Genomic DNA, 16,058 nt, shown 5'->3' on the forward strand with positions numbered 1-16,058 from the left:
CCCTCTTTCCATTTTATGCATAAGAGTGTAGTCCTGCTACAAGTAAGTTGATTGCAATCAGGTTGAAGAGTATCAGCAGGAAACCGATAATCGCAAGCCATGCGGATTTTTCCCCTTCGTATCCCCTATTCAATCTGAGGTGCAGGAATATCGTATAGAACATGAAGGTGATGAAAGCCCATGTTTCCTTAGGATCCCAGCCCAGAATCTGCTCCAGGCAATCTGTGCCCAGATGGCAGCGAAGAATATGCCGCCGAGGGCGAAGACTGGGAAGCCAATGATTACTGAACGATAGCCAATTTCATCCATCAAATTCAGATCCGCTTTACTGGACCATGGTTTCAAGGCTGCAATTATGCGTTTCCTTAAAATCAGGCGTACGATACCGTAGACGATCGTACCCAGAATCACTGACCAGATTACAGTATTGAGTTTCTGTGAATCAATGATCGGTGGCAAGTTGAGGCCGCTATGGAAATGTTCTGCTTCTTCATAATTATTATCGCCGACATTTTTGACCGCCACGGCGCCTTCAAAATTCACCAGGCTCGGAAGGTGGTACTCTGCCACTTGCGTCTGGCCCTGCTTATCTTGATAGATGAAATCGTCTTGGTAACCAATCACGTTCTGCATGATTAGTGTAGTTGCTATGAACGTGATGACGATGACAACACCTGCCATAACAGCTTCAAGGAATCTTGCCCGCCATGACTTCTCAGTTGCCGGGACTGCTTTTAAGAGATAGATCAGTCCAGCTACTGCACTCATAGACAGTATACCATAGGCCAAGGTGACAGTTATGACGTGTATTGCAAGCCAGTTACTCTGAAGTGCAGGTATGAGCGGCTCCACTTCCCTTGAGAACATACTACCATAGGCCACCAGGAGCAAGGATACCGGCAGTGCGAAAAGTCCGAATAAAGTACTTCTGAAGTAGTAGTAGGTGATCAAATATCCTGCAATGAGCATGATTGCAAACATTGTAATGAATTCATACATATTTGATACTGGAGCGTGACCTTGTGCAACCCATCTCAATATAAAATAGGACAGTTGCATGATAAAACCTATAACAATCATTATATGAGCAATCTTTTCCGGCTTTTTGGATTTCGACTTGATGCTTGCTCCCAAAGGCAGCAATACCACCAGATAAAGCAGAAAAGCCGCATACAGCAATGTGCTGCTTAATGTAACTAATTGAGATGCCATAAATATTACTCCTCGTCTTTATCAGTTTGCGCAACATCCAACTTATCGGAAACAGGTTCCATACCGCTGGACGCGAGCACTTCGTTCAATTCTTTTTTCATACCGAAGTAATTTTTATTCGTATGTGCAGCCATCAACAGCCCATCATCGGTCCTTATCCATATGCGCCTATGGTTGATGTAGGAGCCAATTGCGAGTCCAATCAGGAATATGACGAACCCAGTGGCAATCAGAGGGATGGTATGATCTTTTTTGACCGTGAGCACAGTCGCGATATGCTCTTCTGCACCGACAAAACGAACGCTGTATTCATTGTCTTCAGTGATATCTGTGCTGTTCATTATTTGCAGTAGGCTCAGCTCACTGTCATTTCCATCCGCCACTTCAAATACAAATGCTGGGTTTCTTGGAACCGGAGTTTCTGATATGAGTGTACCATTCTCAGCGACTTCGAGGAAATCAGGCGAGTAAGCCCGCATATTTACATTGATGTCCTCTGTGATCGGGAAAGTCGAGTCCGGATTCTCAAGGTTGACTGTAAAGTTATCTCCGACAGTATTACCTGAAGAATCTTCGAGTCTGAAAGTCATCGATTTCATCTGTGAATTGTCATAACTTGACTGATATACCTCATAGGAACCGAAGCGGTACGGGTGGTTCACCTGGATGCTGGACTCGTCAATCGCTTCCAAATCCGGTGCGGAACCCACTATGTCGGCACTTTTATTTTCGTAGAAAGTGATGTCAGTCTGGAAATTACTGATGACACTCGAGCCTTCAGCCAATGCTTTTTGGAAGACTTCGCCATCACCTTTCTCATAAGTGTCTATGGTGAATTTTTCATTTTTAATATAATACTGGCCTTCGGTGGTCGGAATCTCTTCGGTTTCCCCTCATTGATGTAGAGAGTTTCATCAACATACATCCCAGGGAAGAACCTTAGCATGCTGCCGAGGAGAAGCAGAATCAGGCCTGTGTGGTTGATGTAGGGACCGTATCTTGAAAGTCTGCCCTTTTCAAGCAGATAATTCCCGTCTTCTTCCCTCACCTTATATCTCTTTTTGGCGAGACCATCGACCAGTTTATCAACTTTACCGGCGTCTTCATCCATTGCAGAGAGCCTTTGCCTTCTGAAGAAAGTACTATGCTTTTTAACCCTCTGGTTCCTGAGTGACTTAAACAGCGGTATGCCCCTGTCTATGCTTGCCGCTATGATGGATAATGCAAGCATGCCATTCAGGACAAGGAACCACCAGGATGAATAAAGGTTATGGAAACCGAGGGAGTAGTAGAGATATCCTAAAGAGCCATAGTTTTCCTGATAGTGTTCAGCTGGATCCACACCCATAGGGATGAAATATTCCTGTGGGAAGATGGTGCCGATTGCTGCTGCCACCGCGATTGCGAGTATGATGCTGACACCTACTTTAATTGAGGTGAAAAATATCCATATTTTATCGAATATACTCTTGGAGCGGGTTTTTGACCTTACGGCACTGCCGTCATAACGCATCAAGTCTTTAATTTTGTCCTTATCATAATCATTGTCGATCATTTTACCGCAGGACTGGCAAAGTTGAGTTCCGGGCGGATTGACATGCCCACATGATTCACATCGTATGTCCTTGAGCTTCATTTTAAATCCATCCTATTCTATGGAAGCCTCTATAAAGGAGGCGATATCCTCATGATTCAGTTGGTATTCTTGTTTTTTGACCACTACTCCATCCTTATTGACGGCGATGGTGGTAGGAAGTGGTCCGATGTTATACGCGTCGGTCACACTTTTTTCGCTGTCCAGTGCTATAGGGAATTGCAGCTCCGCCTCCAGACCGGAAATGAATTGTCTGATCTGTTGCTGGTTCTCACCGACATTAACTGCGACGATTTCATAATCTTCATGGCCATCTATGTAAAAATCATTCATATCAGGCATTTCTTCGCGGCATGGTTTGCACCATGTGCCCAGAAGTTCAGTATTACACCTTTTTCAGCAGTTAATTCCGACAGTTGGATGGTCTCACCTTCCAGTGTCGATAGTTTGAAATCTGTGGCTTGGTCGCCGACATTCACAGTTTTTGTGCCCGAGGTCAGATTGAACCACAGTGTGATACCGATAAGTAACGTAATCAGTACTATAATGCTGACCCTAAGCACGTTCCTGGTACTCTTCTTCATCTATTTCACCTACCTATGCCTCTACATAATGTCCATTATAGCATCATATAATTTAAGCCTACATGACAGTATTATGACAATTCCGTTTTACCTGGATTTGGCATTGGCGATCAATTTTTTGACTTCATGCGGTTTGAGGAAACGATACTCTCCTTCGCTCAGGCCATCCAAAGTCAAAAAGTCGTAGTTGATGCGTGTCAATTTCACAACATTAAGCCCAAAGTGTTCAAACATACGTCTAACTTGACGATTCCGCCCTTCATGTATGGTGAGCTCAAGGATCATGTTCTTATTGTTCTTGTCTCTAACGACTTTGAGTTTTGCAGGAGCAGTCAGCCCATCATCGAGCCTGACGCCTTCACGCATCATTTTTTGCTGTTCCCTTTTTAGGATGCCGTCGACTTTGACCCTGTATGTTTTGCTCATTTCATATTTCGGATGCGTCATGTACTGGGTGAATTCTCCGTCGTTCGTCAACAGAAGGATACCGGAAGTATCATAATCGAGTCGCCCTACCGGATATAGACGGACATCCATTTGCTGGAAGGCATCTGTAACTGTTCTGCGTTGCCTGTCATCCTCAACGGCAGAAATCTCGCCACCTGGTTTGTAATAGAGGATGTAAACCTTCTCTTCAGTCTCAAGTGGCACGCCATCCACCTCTATCTTATCGGAATCAACCACTTTGCTGCCGAGCTCCGTTACTGTCTTGCCATTGACCTTGACACGCCCTTCCTTTATCAGGTCCTCGGCCTTTCTCCTTGATGTATAGCCACTGTTTGCAATTGCTTTTTGTAGACGCATTTCTTCCATTATTCTTCCTCCTTCATGTTTTCAAAAAATAAGTCGATCTCTTCTTGTTCTGAAATATCCGCTTGTGTAGGGAGTTCTTCCAAATCGGTCAATCCGAAAAGCTGTAAAAAATAATCTGTCGTTACAAAATGGGCCGCCCGCACATCCTGTATGTTCTTTTTGGCAATCAATCCTTTGCTCAGCAATGTACTGACAGGCCCATCAGAATTGATTCCTCTCATCACTTCAATGTCCCCTCTTGAAAGGGGCTGGTTATAGGCAATTATGGATAAGACTTCAAGTGCAGCTTGTGACAGTTTCTGTTTTGGGCGGTCGCTGAGTACGCGTTCGACATACTTCTCCATCGCTTGGGAGGTCTTTAAAAAGTATTTGTGTCCATGCTTTTGGATGACGAAATTTGATCTATCGTAATTCTCCGTCACTTTCTCCAATTGTTCCTTAGTAATGGGAACATGCATGATCAGTTGTTCTTCTTCCAAGCCTATATCACCTGCAATGTACAACAGCCCTTCTATAATTTCAATTTTTTCCATTACTCAAACAGCCTCTCAATTTTATAATCTCCTCCCTGTACCCTACATATCCTCATTTGGCCTTCCTTGACGTAATCCAACAATACTATGAATACAGCTACAACTTTTGATTTTGATTCATTAAAGTTGAAGAGTTCATGAAATGCAAGTGAGTCGCGATCTGTGAAATGCTCACTAATGAAAGACTCGGCCATTTTACGGGTGTATCGTTCATGGTTGATGACAACGTTCTTTGGTTGATCTAGCGCAACCCTTGACCGTACTTTTTGGTAGGCGACAAGAAGTTCTGATATCGAAACATCCATCTCGTCTTCTGACACATCCACTTCTTCATACTCTTCTGTGGTTTGATATACAAGCGTTCACTCTCTTGCTTCATCATGGAAAGCTGTTCTGCATATTGTTTGAAATTTTGATATTCAATCAGTTGCTCCATCAATGATTCTCTTGGATCTTCGAATGGTTCCTCAGCGTAGGCGGGTCCGGGAAGAAGTGTATGACTCTTGATTTTCAGCAGTTCGCTGGCCATAAGCAGATATTCGCTTGCGACGTTGATTTCAAGTTCTTTCATTTCTTCAATGTATTCCATATACTGGCGGGTGAGCACCTTCATCGGTATATCATAGATATCAATTTCCAATTCTTTGATCAGATGAAGGAGAAGATCGAGAGGTCCTTCGAATACATCGAGGCGCACTTTATAATCATCCATAAAATAACCTCAATTGTTAGGAGCTGGCACAATGGACCGTACACAACTCTTAGATTTCTATAACGAACTCATTATAAAGCAAGATTACTTCGAATGCCATGAAATCATGGAGAGTCACTGGAAATCGAAGCCTCTCTTCACTAAGCATGATCCGGAAGTCTTTCTTATTTTGGTGGCAGTTGCCGAATACCATTACAGGCAAGGAAATACAGTAGGGGCCGAACGTTCCTATAGTCGCGCCATCGCACTTTATGAAGCGCATGGATATGATCTTTTCTCTTTAGGCATGGCTGAAAATCTTATCGCAATGATTCACGAAAGAAAGAAGTATATTAAAACTACCCCCTTCACTCCCCTGCAATTCCCCCTCACAGAGGAGACATGGTCGCACCTGCACGCCATGCAAGACCCATTGACTCCTATCAGGACCTTCCGGGAGATGGTCATAAATATATTCGTACAGGATGAAGCAATAGTGTTTAAGCATAGGCTCAGGGATCGTTCTGGTGTAATTTCAGACCGCGAAGCGGCCATTAAAAAAGAAAACATCACAAGTGATGTTTTCTATAGCACCATGACCCAATATCCAACCCCCATGCGAGTGCTGCCAAGACGATCAGAATGAAGGTGAACTTTTTATTTCGCATGTGAAACAATCTCCTCAAACAGGCTTTGACCATGCGTTTTATACTCGATATTGAAATTTTCAGCGATGGTGGCTGCTAAGTCGCTGAAAGTCTCGGAATTGCGCAGTGCTCTATAGTTCATATCTTTTCCGGCTTTAATCAGGAGAGGAACTGACTCCCTCGTATGGTCCGTACCTTTGAAGGTAGGGTCATTCCCATGGTCAGCTGTAATGATGAGCAGATCATCAGCCGCCAATCTGGAGACGATCTCGGGTAATCTATCGTCAAAGGCCTTCAACGCTTTGCTGTAGCCTTCAGAATCTCTCCTATGACCATAGAGCGCATCAAAATCAACCAGATTGAGGAAAGAAAGACCTGTGAAATCGCGATCCATGACTTCGAGCAGCTTATCCATGCCATCTTCGTTATTTTTTGTTCTGACAGCATCTGTCACACCGGAACCTGTGAAAATATCGTTGATTTTACCTACGGCGATTACATCATTGCCATTGTCTTCAAGCGCGTTCAACACAGTTCTGCCGAATGGTTCAAGCGCGTAGTCGTGCCTGTTTTCAGTACGTTTGAAGTCGTTTTTCGACTCCCCGATAAATGGCCGTGCAATGATGCGGCCCACCAGGAAATCCGGGTCGAGTGTCATCGCCCTGACCTTTTCACAAATCTCATAGAGTTCTTCAAGGGGCACAACATCTTCGTGAGCCGCAATTTGAAGGACTGGATCATTGGAGGTGTAGATGATCAGGTCGCCTGTTTTCAGTTGATGCTCGCCATATTCTTTGATGATATCCGTACCACTTGCCGGTTTGTTCCCTACAATGTCACGGCCCGTTGCTTCCCGGATTCTATCCAGCAGAGCTTCAGGGAAACCGTCTGGGTATACTTTAAAAGGTTTTTTGATATCGAGACCGGCAATTTCCCAGTGGCCCGTCATGGTGTCCTTACCCTGTGATACTTCATCCATTTTACTGTAGAATGCTTCAGTATCCTCCGGGCAATCGATGCCTGGCAATGCATCAATGCATCCCAGACCGAACTTTTCCAAGTTTGGTAGTTCTACAGGATATTGCTCGAGTGTATGCTTTAATGTATGTGAACCTTCATCCCGAACTCTTTGGCATCATGCTGCGCTCCGATTCCAACAGAATCAAGTACTACCAGGTGTATTCTTTTAAACATGCTATCTCCTACTTTCTTGGGTGGAATTGTTTGTACATCTCCCTGATCTTTACAGTCGAAATTTGTGTGTAGACTTGAGTGGTGCTGATATCGGAATGGCCCAACATCTCTTGCACGGCTCTTAAGTCAGCACCATTCTCAACAAGGTGGGTGGCGAAAGAATGCCTGAAGGTATGCGGCGTGATGTTCTTTCCAATGCCGCTCAGCACTTCATATTTCTTTATCGTCTTCCATAGTCCTTGGCGGGTGAAGCCCTTTCCCCTATTCGTCAAAAAAAGTATATCGGTATTCTTATCCTTAAGTAATGACAATCGTCCTGATGAAATATGTGAGTCAAGAAGATCGCCTACATAGTCTGTAATCGGTACGATACGCTCCTTGTCGCCTTTTCCTTTTACGCGGATGAAGCCAAGATTCGTATTGATATCATTTGTCTTGATGTCGATCAATTCACTGACCCGGAGCCCTGAAGCATAGAGTAGTTCCATCATGGCACGGTCCCTTCTGCCCGCAATCGAGTCGTCGGGAGTGGATAGTAGTGTTTCCATCTCTTCAACAGTCAAGTAGACAGGTAAGGTCTTGCCTTTCCTTATGGATTGGAGGCGTAGTGCCGGATTATGTGCGGTGATATCATCGTTGACCAGGAACTGATGGAAGTTTTTCAGTGTAGACTGCATGCGCGATAAAGTTTTGGCGCTTTTACCTTGGCCATCCAACATCTTTAGGAATTGAATCAGGAATTCGGTGTCTAGCCGATTCAAGTCATCTATGGCGGAGTCATTCAAATAAGTCTGATATTTTTTTAGATCTTGATGGTAAGATTCGATTGAAGATTGGCTCAGACCTTTTTCGACTCTCAGAAAGAGGAGATATTCATCGATGTATGCATCAAAATTCATTTTTTTCGACTTCTTTCCTGACAATCCCGGCATACGCCGTGGAAGGTCAAGCGATGGTCCAGAACCTTGAAGTTATAATCATTCTCAATTATCTTCTCTACGTCCCCAAGCAGATCTTCTTCAACTTCCTCAACTGCACCACACTCCATGCAGACAAGATGGTGATGGAAATGTTCGGCCCCTTCTTTGCGGAGGTCATAACGGCTGACCCGTCCCCGAAATTGATCTTATCGAGTACTTTCAGTTCGCTTAGAAGTTCCAATGTACGATAGACGGTCGCCAAGCCGATTTCCGGGTATTTATCTTTCACTTTAAGAAAGACATCCTCTGCACTCAGATGATCCCTTTCGTTTTCGAGCAGGACCCGCACCGTGACTTCCCTCTGAGGGGTCAGTTTGTATTGGGCACCCTGCAGTGCCTCTTTGATTCTTTGAATCCTATTTTCCACGGGTTCACCCACTTTGTAATATAATCACAGACATTATAACGGATTTGTATAAAATTTTAAAGGTGGTTAAAATGATTATAAATTGTGGGTGGCCAAGACATGTTGGACTGCGACGATTGTTTTGGCATCTTTGAATGCCCCACTTTCGAGCTCCACCCTCAGCTGATCGAGATCGATCTTCACAATGTCGAGGAATTCATCATCGTCCAGTTCCTGCGGTTTGAAGGATACATCTGCCGCTTCATAAAGATGGACATATTCATTGGAAAATCCAGGAGACACGTAGAAAGATTGAATTTTCTTCAGTTCTCCCGCAGTGCCGCCGACTTCCTCCCTCAGCTCTTTTCTAGCCGTTTCAATAGGCGCTTCGCCTTCCTCGATTTTGCCTGCCGGAATTTCTAGCAGGAATTCTTTCGTTGAGACCCTGTATTGTCTGACGAACAGCATCTGGTTGTCCTGCACCACAATCAGACATACCGCACCTTTATGATAGACGATTTCCCTATCAGCTTCGGCACCGTTCGGCAATTTCACCCGACTGTGATCCACTTTAATTACTTTGCCGTCAAAAATTCGTTCGCTTGAAATCAGTTCTTCTTTAAGGTGATCATAGTGTTGGTCATTATCCATTTCATTACGCTCCATTATCGAGTTCTTTTAAAACCATATGTTTATATTAACACACGTATGGCCTGCCATATAGTTTTCAGACGTATGAATAAAGACAAATATGTGCAACTTTGTGGCTTGAATTGGTATAATCAAATCATATATTCAATGGAGGGAGAACCATATGCGACAACTAAATTTAAAAGATGGATTGAACATTTCTGAATTTTCCTTGGGATGTATGAATCTGCCACTTGACGATAAAAATGAGATGGAGAAGATCATTCAATTTGCATTGGAGTCGGGAATCACCCATTTTGATACTGCCGATCTCTATCAGTTCGGGAAAAACGAACAGGAATTGGGCAAAGTACTGAATGCTTTCCGCTCTACCTATGATTTCACCATCGCGACAAAGGGAGGAAATGAATTCGATCAGAAGACGCAGGAGAAAGTAGGATGGAACCCTACGCCAAAGCATATTAAATCAGCCATAAAAGACTCGATGCACCGTCTTGGAGTAGACCATATTGATCTATATCAACTCCACGGTGGGACCATTGAAGATAATAAAGACGAAACCATCAGTGCATTCGACGATCTGAAGCAGGAAGGCGTAATCACAAGCTACGGCATATCATCGATACGGCTGAACGTCATCGATTATTACTTGCGCCACAGCGACATGTCGACCATCATGATGCAGTTCAACCCGTTGGATAACCGTCCTTTGGAAGTTGCAACCACCCTAAAAGAAGATGTTACGATCCTGGCACGCGGACCAGTCATGAAAGGCGCTCTCAGCAGCAGCTGGAGAAGTGTCATTGAAGAAAAATTCCCTGATGGGTTCCTCGATTATTCCTACGAAGATCTGAAAGAAAGCCTGGAACGTCTGAGTGAAGTGGATGAAGATCTAACCGCATTATCCTATGCGTTCCTCAAATATAATGAAGCTGCCATAGTCAACGGGGTGAGCAGCCTGAAACAGTTGGAATCGAATATCGAAAGCTACAATAAAATGCCGGACCTGTCACAGGAAGAATATAAGGCAGTTCTCGATGCGGTGAAAATAATCAAATATGAGGAGCATCGGGCATGAGGAGTTTCTTAAGATGGGGAGCCGGGCTATCAGGCTCCCTTCTCGTATTACTTATCTCACTTGGCTATTACGCCTCAAATCAGATCCTTTTCTTTAAACTACGGGACGTCGAGATCATCAAACGCAGGGAAACGCGCGCTAAGAGGCTCGATATGGACGAATTCAAAAAGCTGCCGCAAGATGATGTCCTCATATCTTCTAAATTCGACTACAGCATCAATGCCGTCTTCACCCACCCTAACGAAACGAATAAATGGATGGTCCTGTGCCATGGGGTCACGGAGAATAAAATAAGTTCCATAAAATACCTCAATATGTTCACAGAAATGGGATATAATTGTGTCATCTACGATGCGAGGCGTCATGGGAACACAGGTGGACTCCATTCCACTTACGGCTTCTACGAAAAATATGATCTAGAGACAGTGATACAATATCTTTTTGACCACTACGGACCTGATATCCAGGTAGGTGTGCATGGAGAATCCATGGGAGCGGCCACCATGCTGCTCTATGCAGGTGAATTATCGAACCGCGCCGAATTCTATATATCGGATGCTTCATTCTCCACTTTTGGAGATGAACTCACCCACATCTTCAGCCAATATACAAAAATCGGGTCGCCTCTAGTGCTTATATTCACAAATATATTCTTCCGTCTGAGAAGCCGATTCTCACTCTTTAAAGTTTCCCCATACCGGGTGGTGGACAACATCAGGCAACCGATACTCTTCATCCATTCGAAGCCTGATAAATTCATCCCATATACGCATACAAAAGAACTGTATAAAAGAAAAAAGCCGCCTAAGGCGGCTTGGTATCCCGAACGGGGCGGTCACGTTGAAAGTTTCAACCGCAATCCTGAAAAATATCGGCAGGTAATCGCCAGCTTCATTGCGAATCACGTGGGATGGTGATTTCCATGAGGTCATAGGCCAACAGCGTGTTTTCAGGCAGCGTGCCGCTGACGCTGTTGATCTGCTCCTGGTCATAACGATTGCTGATATGGCTGAAAATCAGCTTTCCATATGAAATTGATGAAAAATTCTTTAGCACCTCGGACATTTCGGAATGGTAGTAAAGATGTGCTTTTTCGCCTTCTCCATTGAGATATGTTGCCTCATGGACGATAAGGTCCGATCCATCAACCAAATCCAGGTAATCCGGATGCTGGACCACCCTTGTATCACCATGGACTGCCACTTTCCTGCCTTCTGTCGGAGGATTCATGAATTCTGACGTATTGTATATCCGTCCATCGAATTCGAAAGTGTCCGACTGTTTTATCTCTTTATAGAACGGACCAGGCTGTATGCCGAGTCGCTTCAATTTATCATCTTTTAGGGCACCTGGCTTGTCTGGTTCAATGAATACATAAAGATAGCTCTCAATAGCGTGGTCCAGCAGATAGGATTTCACCTTGAAACCATCTGCGTCAAACTCCATATTATGTGCAACCTCTATATAGTGAATCGGATAGTTCAGATGTGAAGCGCTTGTCCTTAAGGTCAGCTCCACCCACTCCTTCAAGCCGGCAGGTGCATAGATATATAACGGCACCCCTTCCCCGCCTTGGTGGGCACGAGAAGAGAGAAACCCCGGCAGACCGAAGATATGATCGCCATGGAGGTGGGTGATGAAGATGTGTTTGATTTTAGCCGGTCGTATCGTTGTGCTCATGATGCGGTGCTGTAATGCTTCAGAAGCATCAATGAGGAAATATTGGTTGAGTTCCTCGACCACATCCAATATATAGCTTTGGGTGTTTCTTGATTTCGAAGGTATGCCCGCACCGGAGCCGAGTATTTTAAATTTCATGCAATCACCTATCATTAAATGTTGGTTCATTATATCATAGTTATGGAGTTGTGTTTTTCAGAATACAGTGGAATAATAATATAAGAAAATTTTTGATAAAAGGACTTGTTTGCATATGACCCAATCATTTAAAGCATCCATCGCATTGTTTGGCGCCACAGGGGACCTCTCAAGAAGAAAACTTCTGCCATCCATGTTCCATCTGTTCCAGGAGGGTTCATTGACACATGATTTCGCCATATTGGCGATAGGACGTAAAGATATGAATGATGAAGACTTCAGGGAAGTGGCCCGCACTTCCCTGCAAGATAACGAAAAGCTGGAAAGCCTTGAAGGACTGGACTCCTTTTGAGCTGCATTCATTATGTGCAGGTAGATATCACCGATGTCGACAGCTATTCAACATTGAAGGATAAATTTGAGAGTGTCGAGGCATCAGTCGACACGGAAGGGAACAGATTGTTCTATTTGGCGATGCCCCCCAATTCTTTACGGTCATTACGGATAATCTGCGGCGTTCAGGTGTCACAGAGACCAAGGGTTATAAGAAACTGATAATCGAAAAGCCATTCGGTAGGGATTATGAAAGTGCCTATAGACTGAACCAGGACATCTCCAAAACATTTGAAGAGCATGAAATATACAGAATAGATCACTATTTGGGGAAAGAGATGGTGCAGAACATTGAAGTCATCCGTTTCAGCAATAGTTTATTCGAACCATTATGGAACAACCACTACATCTCAAATATCCAAATCACCTCATCTGAATCCTTGGGTGTACTTGACCGTGGGGAGTATTACGAAAGAAGCGGCGCAGTCCGGGATATGTTCCAAAACCATATGCTTCAGATCGTTTCACTGCTTGGCATGGAACCACCGATCAGTTTAAACAGTGATGATATCCGGGACGAAAAGATTAAAGTTCTGAAGAGCATTAGAAAAATAGGTAAGAAGGATGTAAAGAATCATTTTGTACGCGGTCAATATGATGAAGGGACAGTAGATGGTGAGTATGTCTGCAAATACAGGGATGAAGAAGATGTCAGCGAAACCTCCAATACCCGACTTTCATCGCCGCCCGCCTCTTTATAGATAACTTCAGATGGGCAGGCGTTCCTTTCTATATCCGTACCGGTAAGAGGATGAGGAATAAGGAGACGAAGATCGTTGTGGAATTTAAAGAGGTGCCAAAGAACCTGTATTATCAAAACGAGCAGGACGATGTGCTCTCTAAAAATCTTCTCATTTTACGCATTCAGCCTGACGAAAGCATCTCTTTGCAGCTTAACGTCAAAGACCATGGCAGTGAAAAGGATACAAAGGAGATTAAACTCTCCTATGCAATCGATAATAAAGACCTTGCGCGTACAGTAGATGCGTATGAGAATCTGATATATGACTGTCTGAACGGGGACGCAGCAAACTTTACCCACTATGAAGAATTGATGAATGCCTGGCAATTCGTAGATTCGATCAACCAGGTATGGGAGACGGACATCGCTCCGTTTCCAAACTACAGGGCGGGCTCCGACGGGCCTGTCAAAAGCAATCTGCTCCTCTCGAAAGATGGGTTCAAATGGTGGAATGTATAGAAATGAAGTGAGGTTAATATGCAAACAGTAAATTTTGTAGAGAGGTTCATTATATATATAGAAGACCATATCAGAGAGAATATAGATTATGATGAAGTGCTCCTTGATATGTCCGTAGAACCGAAATCATTCATCACAATCTTTTCCTCATTGGTCGGGTTCAGCCCCTACGAGTATCAGATGAGGCGCAAGATGACGGAGATTGCATATGAATTGGAGGCAGGACATAGACGGCTGATTGATATATCCAAGCAGTATGGTTTTCATGACATCGAGCAGTTCAAGAAAACATATCGTGAAGCGTTTGGGATTTCGCCCTACGAAACTGAAAAGTATTTTCACACATTGGATCTTACGGAACGCATATCCTTTGAAGTAGTTCCGGTCGAACGGCCAAAATACCGTTCCACGGAGAAGCATATTGAAGGGTTCAGAATCATAGGTGCCGTCCGCCGCTTCTCGGTAGACCATTACAGTACTTTGATGAAGTATGATTTTTTGTCATACCTCGAAGATAATCATGTACTTGAGGAGCTCCTCAAGTACAATGACGGCCATATTAAAGGCATCGTACTTCTTGAGAGGTATATAGGGGGTAAGATGGAATTGATGATTGGCGTTTCCTCCTACTCCCCTGCACCATTTGAAGAGACTTATACGGAATCCGGCGATTATGTGATCTTCGAGTCTGAAGGGAATCCGGAAGTCGTCAGCGAAGACATCTATCGCTATATATTCCGTAGATGGCGATTCAAGGAAGAGCGCGAGCTGAATTGTGCCTATTCCATGGAGTTGATCAAAAGTAGAAGTCTGTTTTTCTCTGAAGACAGCAAAGTACAAGTATGGCAACGTTTATCTGATTAATAAAAACGCAGTGTGAAGTTGACTTCAATCAACCTCACACTGCGTTTTTTTACTGTTGCCAGTCGGTGTGGAAAGCGCCTGGCTTATCGATTCTTTCATAGGTGTGTGCACCAAAGTAATCACGTTGGGCTTGTATCATATTGCTGGAAACACGCTTTTGCTTCATGCTGTCAAAGTAAGAGAGTGCACTCAGGAAACCAGGCACTGGAATTTCATTTTCAATCGCCTTGATGGCAATGCGCCTTAGACTCGGATGTGCTTCCTTTACCACGGATTTGAAATAGTCATCAAGAAGCAGATTATCGAGTTCAGGGTCTTTTTCATATGCTCTATTGATCTCTTCAAGGAAGTGCGCCCGGATGATGCATCCGGCCCTCCAGATCATGGAGATCTCTCCCAACTGCAGATTCCATTCGTAGATGTCGCTTGCTTCTTTCAATAGACGGAAACCTTGTGAATAGCTCATCAGTTTACTTATATATAAAGCATTTTTCAGGTCTTCAAGGATTTCATTCTTATCTTTTTGCGGGAGCGCTCCCATTTTGGCATCATACGCCTGATTGATCTGCGCACGCTCATCAATCAGACTTGAGAGGCATCTTGAGAACACACTGTCAGTAATGATGGAAAGCGGGATGCCCAGTTTCAGACCTTCTATACCAGTCCATTTGCCCGTGCCTTTTTGCCCGGCCTTATCCAAGATGAGGTCAATGATATATTCACCGTCCTCATTCTTGAATTCAAGGATGCGTGCAGTGATTTCAATCAGATAACTGTTCAAATCACCCTGATTCCATTCATCGAACACTTCACTCATCTCTTTATTGCTCATGCGGAGGCCATGCTTCATGAAATAGTAGCTCTCTGCAATGAGTTCCATATCTGCGTATTCTATGCCGTTATGGATCATCTTGACATAGTGGCCGCTACCATCATTGCCGATATAGGTGACACATGGCTTACCATCATCCGCCTTGGCTGAAATCTTTTCCAGTATATCTTTAACATTATCATAGGCAGATTTTTGGCCACCCGGCATTAGAGAAGGACCATTCAAGGCGCCTTCTTCTCCCCCACTGACGCCCATGCCAATGAAGTTGATGCCCATCGCCGTCAACTGTCCGTTGCGGCGTTGTGTATTCTCATACTGTTCATTACCGCCATCTATCAGCGTATCCCCCTCTTCCAGCAAGGGGGCTATTTGTGAGATGGTCTTATCGGTCACTTCCCCTGCTTTGACGAGAAGCAATATGTTGCGAGGTTTTTTAAGGCTCTTTACAAAGGATTCCAGAGAGGAAGAAACTGATACGCCTTCTTCCTTCAGTTCAAAGGTCCTGTTTTTTCTCACATCTTCGTAAAAGTCGAATGTAGTAACATCAAATTCATTCCGGGCCATGTTCTTGGAGATGTTTGTGCCCATAACCCCCAAGCCGACCACTCCGATATCATACAGCATATA

General features: G+C 44.1%; 14 protein-coding genes and 5 pseudogenes. 6 read left to right on the forward strand and 13 right to left on the reverse strand.

Annotated features, from left to right (window positions below):
- Window positions 1-13: 13 nt before the first annotated feature.
- The 7 genes and pseudogenes from ccsB to ACYF68_RS07870 all read right to left on the reverse strand — a co-directional run bounded on the left by ccsB (window position 14) and on the right by ACYF68_RS07870 (window position 5,448).
- Window positions 14-1,212, reverse strand: a pseudogene (gene ccsB, locus ACYF68_RS07840) (c-type cytochrome biogenesis protein CcsB).
- Window positions 1,213-1,217: 5 nt separating this feature from the next.
- Window positions 1,218-2,090, reverse strand: a complete 873-nt coding sequence (locus ACYF68_RS07845; protein ID WP_461047539.1) for a cytochrome c biogenesis protein ResB — start codon at window positions 2,088-2,090, stop codon at window positions 1,218-1,220.
- On the reverse strand, window positions 2,039-2,848 hold the full coding sequence (locus ACYF68_RS07850; protein WP_461046212.1) for a cytochrome c biogenesis protein ResB: 810 nt from the start codon (window positions 2,846-2,848) through the stop codon (window positions 2,039-2,041). Before ACYF68_RS07850 ends, ACYF68_RS07845 begins: the two co-directional genes overlap by 52 nt.
- Before the next feature lie 12 nt (window positions 2,849-2,860).
- A pseudogene (locus tag ACYF68_RS07855) lies at window positions 2,861-3,390 on the reverse strand (redoxin domain-containing protein).
- Between the two features lie 87 nt (window positions 3,391-3,477).
- Complete coding sequence (locus ACYF68_RS07860; RefSeq protein ID WP_461046214.1) at window positions 3,478-4,203, reverse strand: pseudouridine synthase; 726 nt, start codon at window positions 4,201-4,203, stop codon at window positions 3,478-3,480.
- Window positions 4,203-4,736: an SMC-Scp complex subunit ScpB gene (gene scpB, locus ACYF68_RS07865; protein ID WP_461046216.1), complete on the reverse strand. Its 534-nt coding sequence runs from the start codon at window positions 4,734-4,736 to the stop codon at window positions 4,203-4,205. The genes ACYF68_RS07860 and scpB overlap by 1 nt, the downstream gene beginning before the upstream one ends.
- 241 nt (window positions 4,737-4,977) lie before the next feature.
- Complete coding sequence (locus ACYF68_RS07870; protein WP_461046218.1) at window positions 4,978-5,448, reverse strand: segregation and condensation protein A; 471 nt, start codon at window positions 5,446-5,448, stop codon at window positions 4,978-4,980.
- A gap of 31 nt (window positions 5,449-5,479) precedes the next feature.
- Between ACYF68_RS07870 and ACYF68_RS07875 the strand changes: the two genes are divergently transcribed.
- Window positions 5,480-6,073 (forward strand): DUF309 domain-containing protein, encoded by a 594-nt coding sequence (locus ACYF68_RS07875; protein ID WP_461046220.1) that lies wholly within the window; start codon window positions 5,480-5,482, stop codon window positions 6,071-6,073.
- An 11-nt stretch (window positions 6,074-6,084) separates the two neighbouring features.
- On the opposite strand, the pseudogene deoB reads toward ACYF68_RS07875, so the two are convergent.
- The 4 genes and pseudogenes from deoB to ACYF68_RS07895 form a co-directional block, all read right to left on the reverse strand.
- Window positions 6,085-7,268, reverse strand: a pseudogene (deoB, locus tag ACYF68_RS07880) (phosphopentomutase).
- A gap of 8 nt (window positions 7,269-7,276) precedes the next feature.
- Window positions 7,277-8,167, reverse strand: coding sequence for a site-specific tyrosine recombinase XerD (xerD, locus tag ACYF68_RS07885; protein WP_461046222.1), 891 nt, complete (start codon window positions 8,165-8,167; stop codon window positions 7,277-7,279).
- Window positions 8,164-8,627: pseudogene (gene fur / locus ACYF68_RS07890) on the reverse strand (ferric iron uptake transcriptional regulator). Before fur ends, xerD begins: the two are co-directional and overlap by 4 nt.
- 63 nt (window positions 8,628-8,690) lie before the next feature.
- Window positions 8,691-9,245 (reverse strand): NUDIX hydrolase, encoded by a 555-nt coding sequence (locus ACYF68_RS07895; protein ID WP_461046224.1) that lies wholly within the window; start codon window positions 9,243-9,245, stop codon window positions 8,691-8,693.
- Between the two features lie 163 nt (window positions 9,246-9,408).
- Here ACYF68_RS07895 and ACYF68_RS07900 point away from each other — a divergent pair, with 163 nt between their 5' ends.
- Complete coding sequence (locus ACYF68_RS07900) at window positions 9,409-10,323, forward strand: aldo/keto reductase (protein ID WP_461046225.1); 915 nt, start codon at window positions 9,409-9,411, stop codon at window positions 10,321-10,323.
- Window positions 10,320-11,240, forward strand: a complete 921-nt coding sequence (locus ACYF68_RS07905; RefSeq protein ID WP_461046227.1) for an alpha/beta hydrolase — start codon at window positions 10,320-10,322, stop codon at window positions 11,238-11,240. Before ACYF68_RS07900 ends, ACYF68_RS07905 begins: the two co-directional genes overlap by 4 nt.
- Here ACYF68_RS07905 and ACYF68_RS07910 read toward each other — a convergent pair.
- A complete protein-coding gene (locus tag ACYF68_RS07910; protein ID WP_461046228.1) occupies window positions 11,215-12,141 on the reverse strand; it encodes an MBL fold metallo-hydrolase in 927 nt (308 codons plus the stop codon). The genes ACYF68_RS07905 and ACYF68_RS07910 overlap by 26 nt on opposite strands.
- Window positions 12,142-12,256: 115 nt before the next feature.
- Between ACYF68_RS07910 and ACYF68_RS07915 the strand changes: the two genes are divergently transcribed.
- The 3 genes and pseudogenes from ACYF68_RS07915 to ACYF68_RS07925 all read left to right on the forward strand — a co-directional run bounded on the left by ACYF68_RS07915 (window position 12,257) and on the right by ACYF68_RS07925 (window position 14,599).
- Window positions 12,257-12,493, forward strand: a complete 237-nt coding sequence (locus ACYF68_RS07915) for a hypothetical protein (protein WP_461046230.1) — start codon at window positions 12,257-12,259, stop codon at window positions 12,491-12,493.
- Window positions 12,494-12,507: 14 nt separating this feature from the next.
- Window positions 12,508-13,735, forward strand: a pseudogene (zwf, locus tag ACYF68_RS07920) (glucose-6-phosphate dehydrogenase).
- Between the two features lie 18 nt (window positions 13,736-13,753).
- On the forward strand, window positions 13,754-14,599 hold the full coding sequence (locus ACYF68_RS07925; RefSeq protein WP_461046231.1) for a helix-turn-helix domain-containing protein: 846 nt from the start codon (window positions 13,754-13,756) through the stop codon (window positions 14,597-14,599).
- A 49-nt stretch (window positions 14,600-14,648) separates the two neighbouring features.
- On the opposite strand, the gene gndA is transcribed toward ACYF68_RS07925, so the two are convergent.
- Window positions 14,649-16,055, reverse strand: a complete 1,407-nt coding sequence (gene gndA, locus ACYF68_RS07930; RefSeq protein ID WP_461046233.1) for an NADP-dependent phosphogluconate dehydrogenase — start codon at window positions 16,053-16,055, stop codon at window positions 14,649-14,651.
- Between the last annotated feature and the right edge of the window lie 3 nt (window positions 16,056-16,058).

The sequence above is a fragment of the Salinicoccus sp. CNSTN-B1 genome (genome assembly GCF_054792835.1).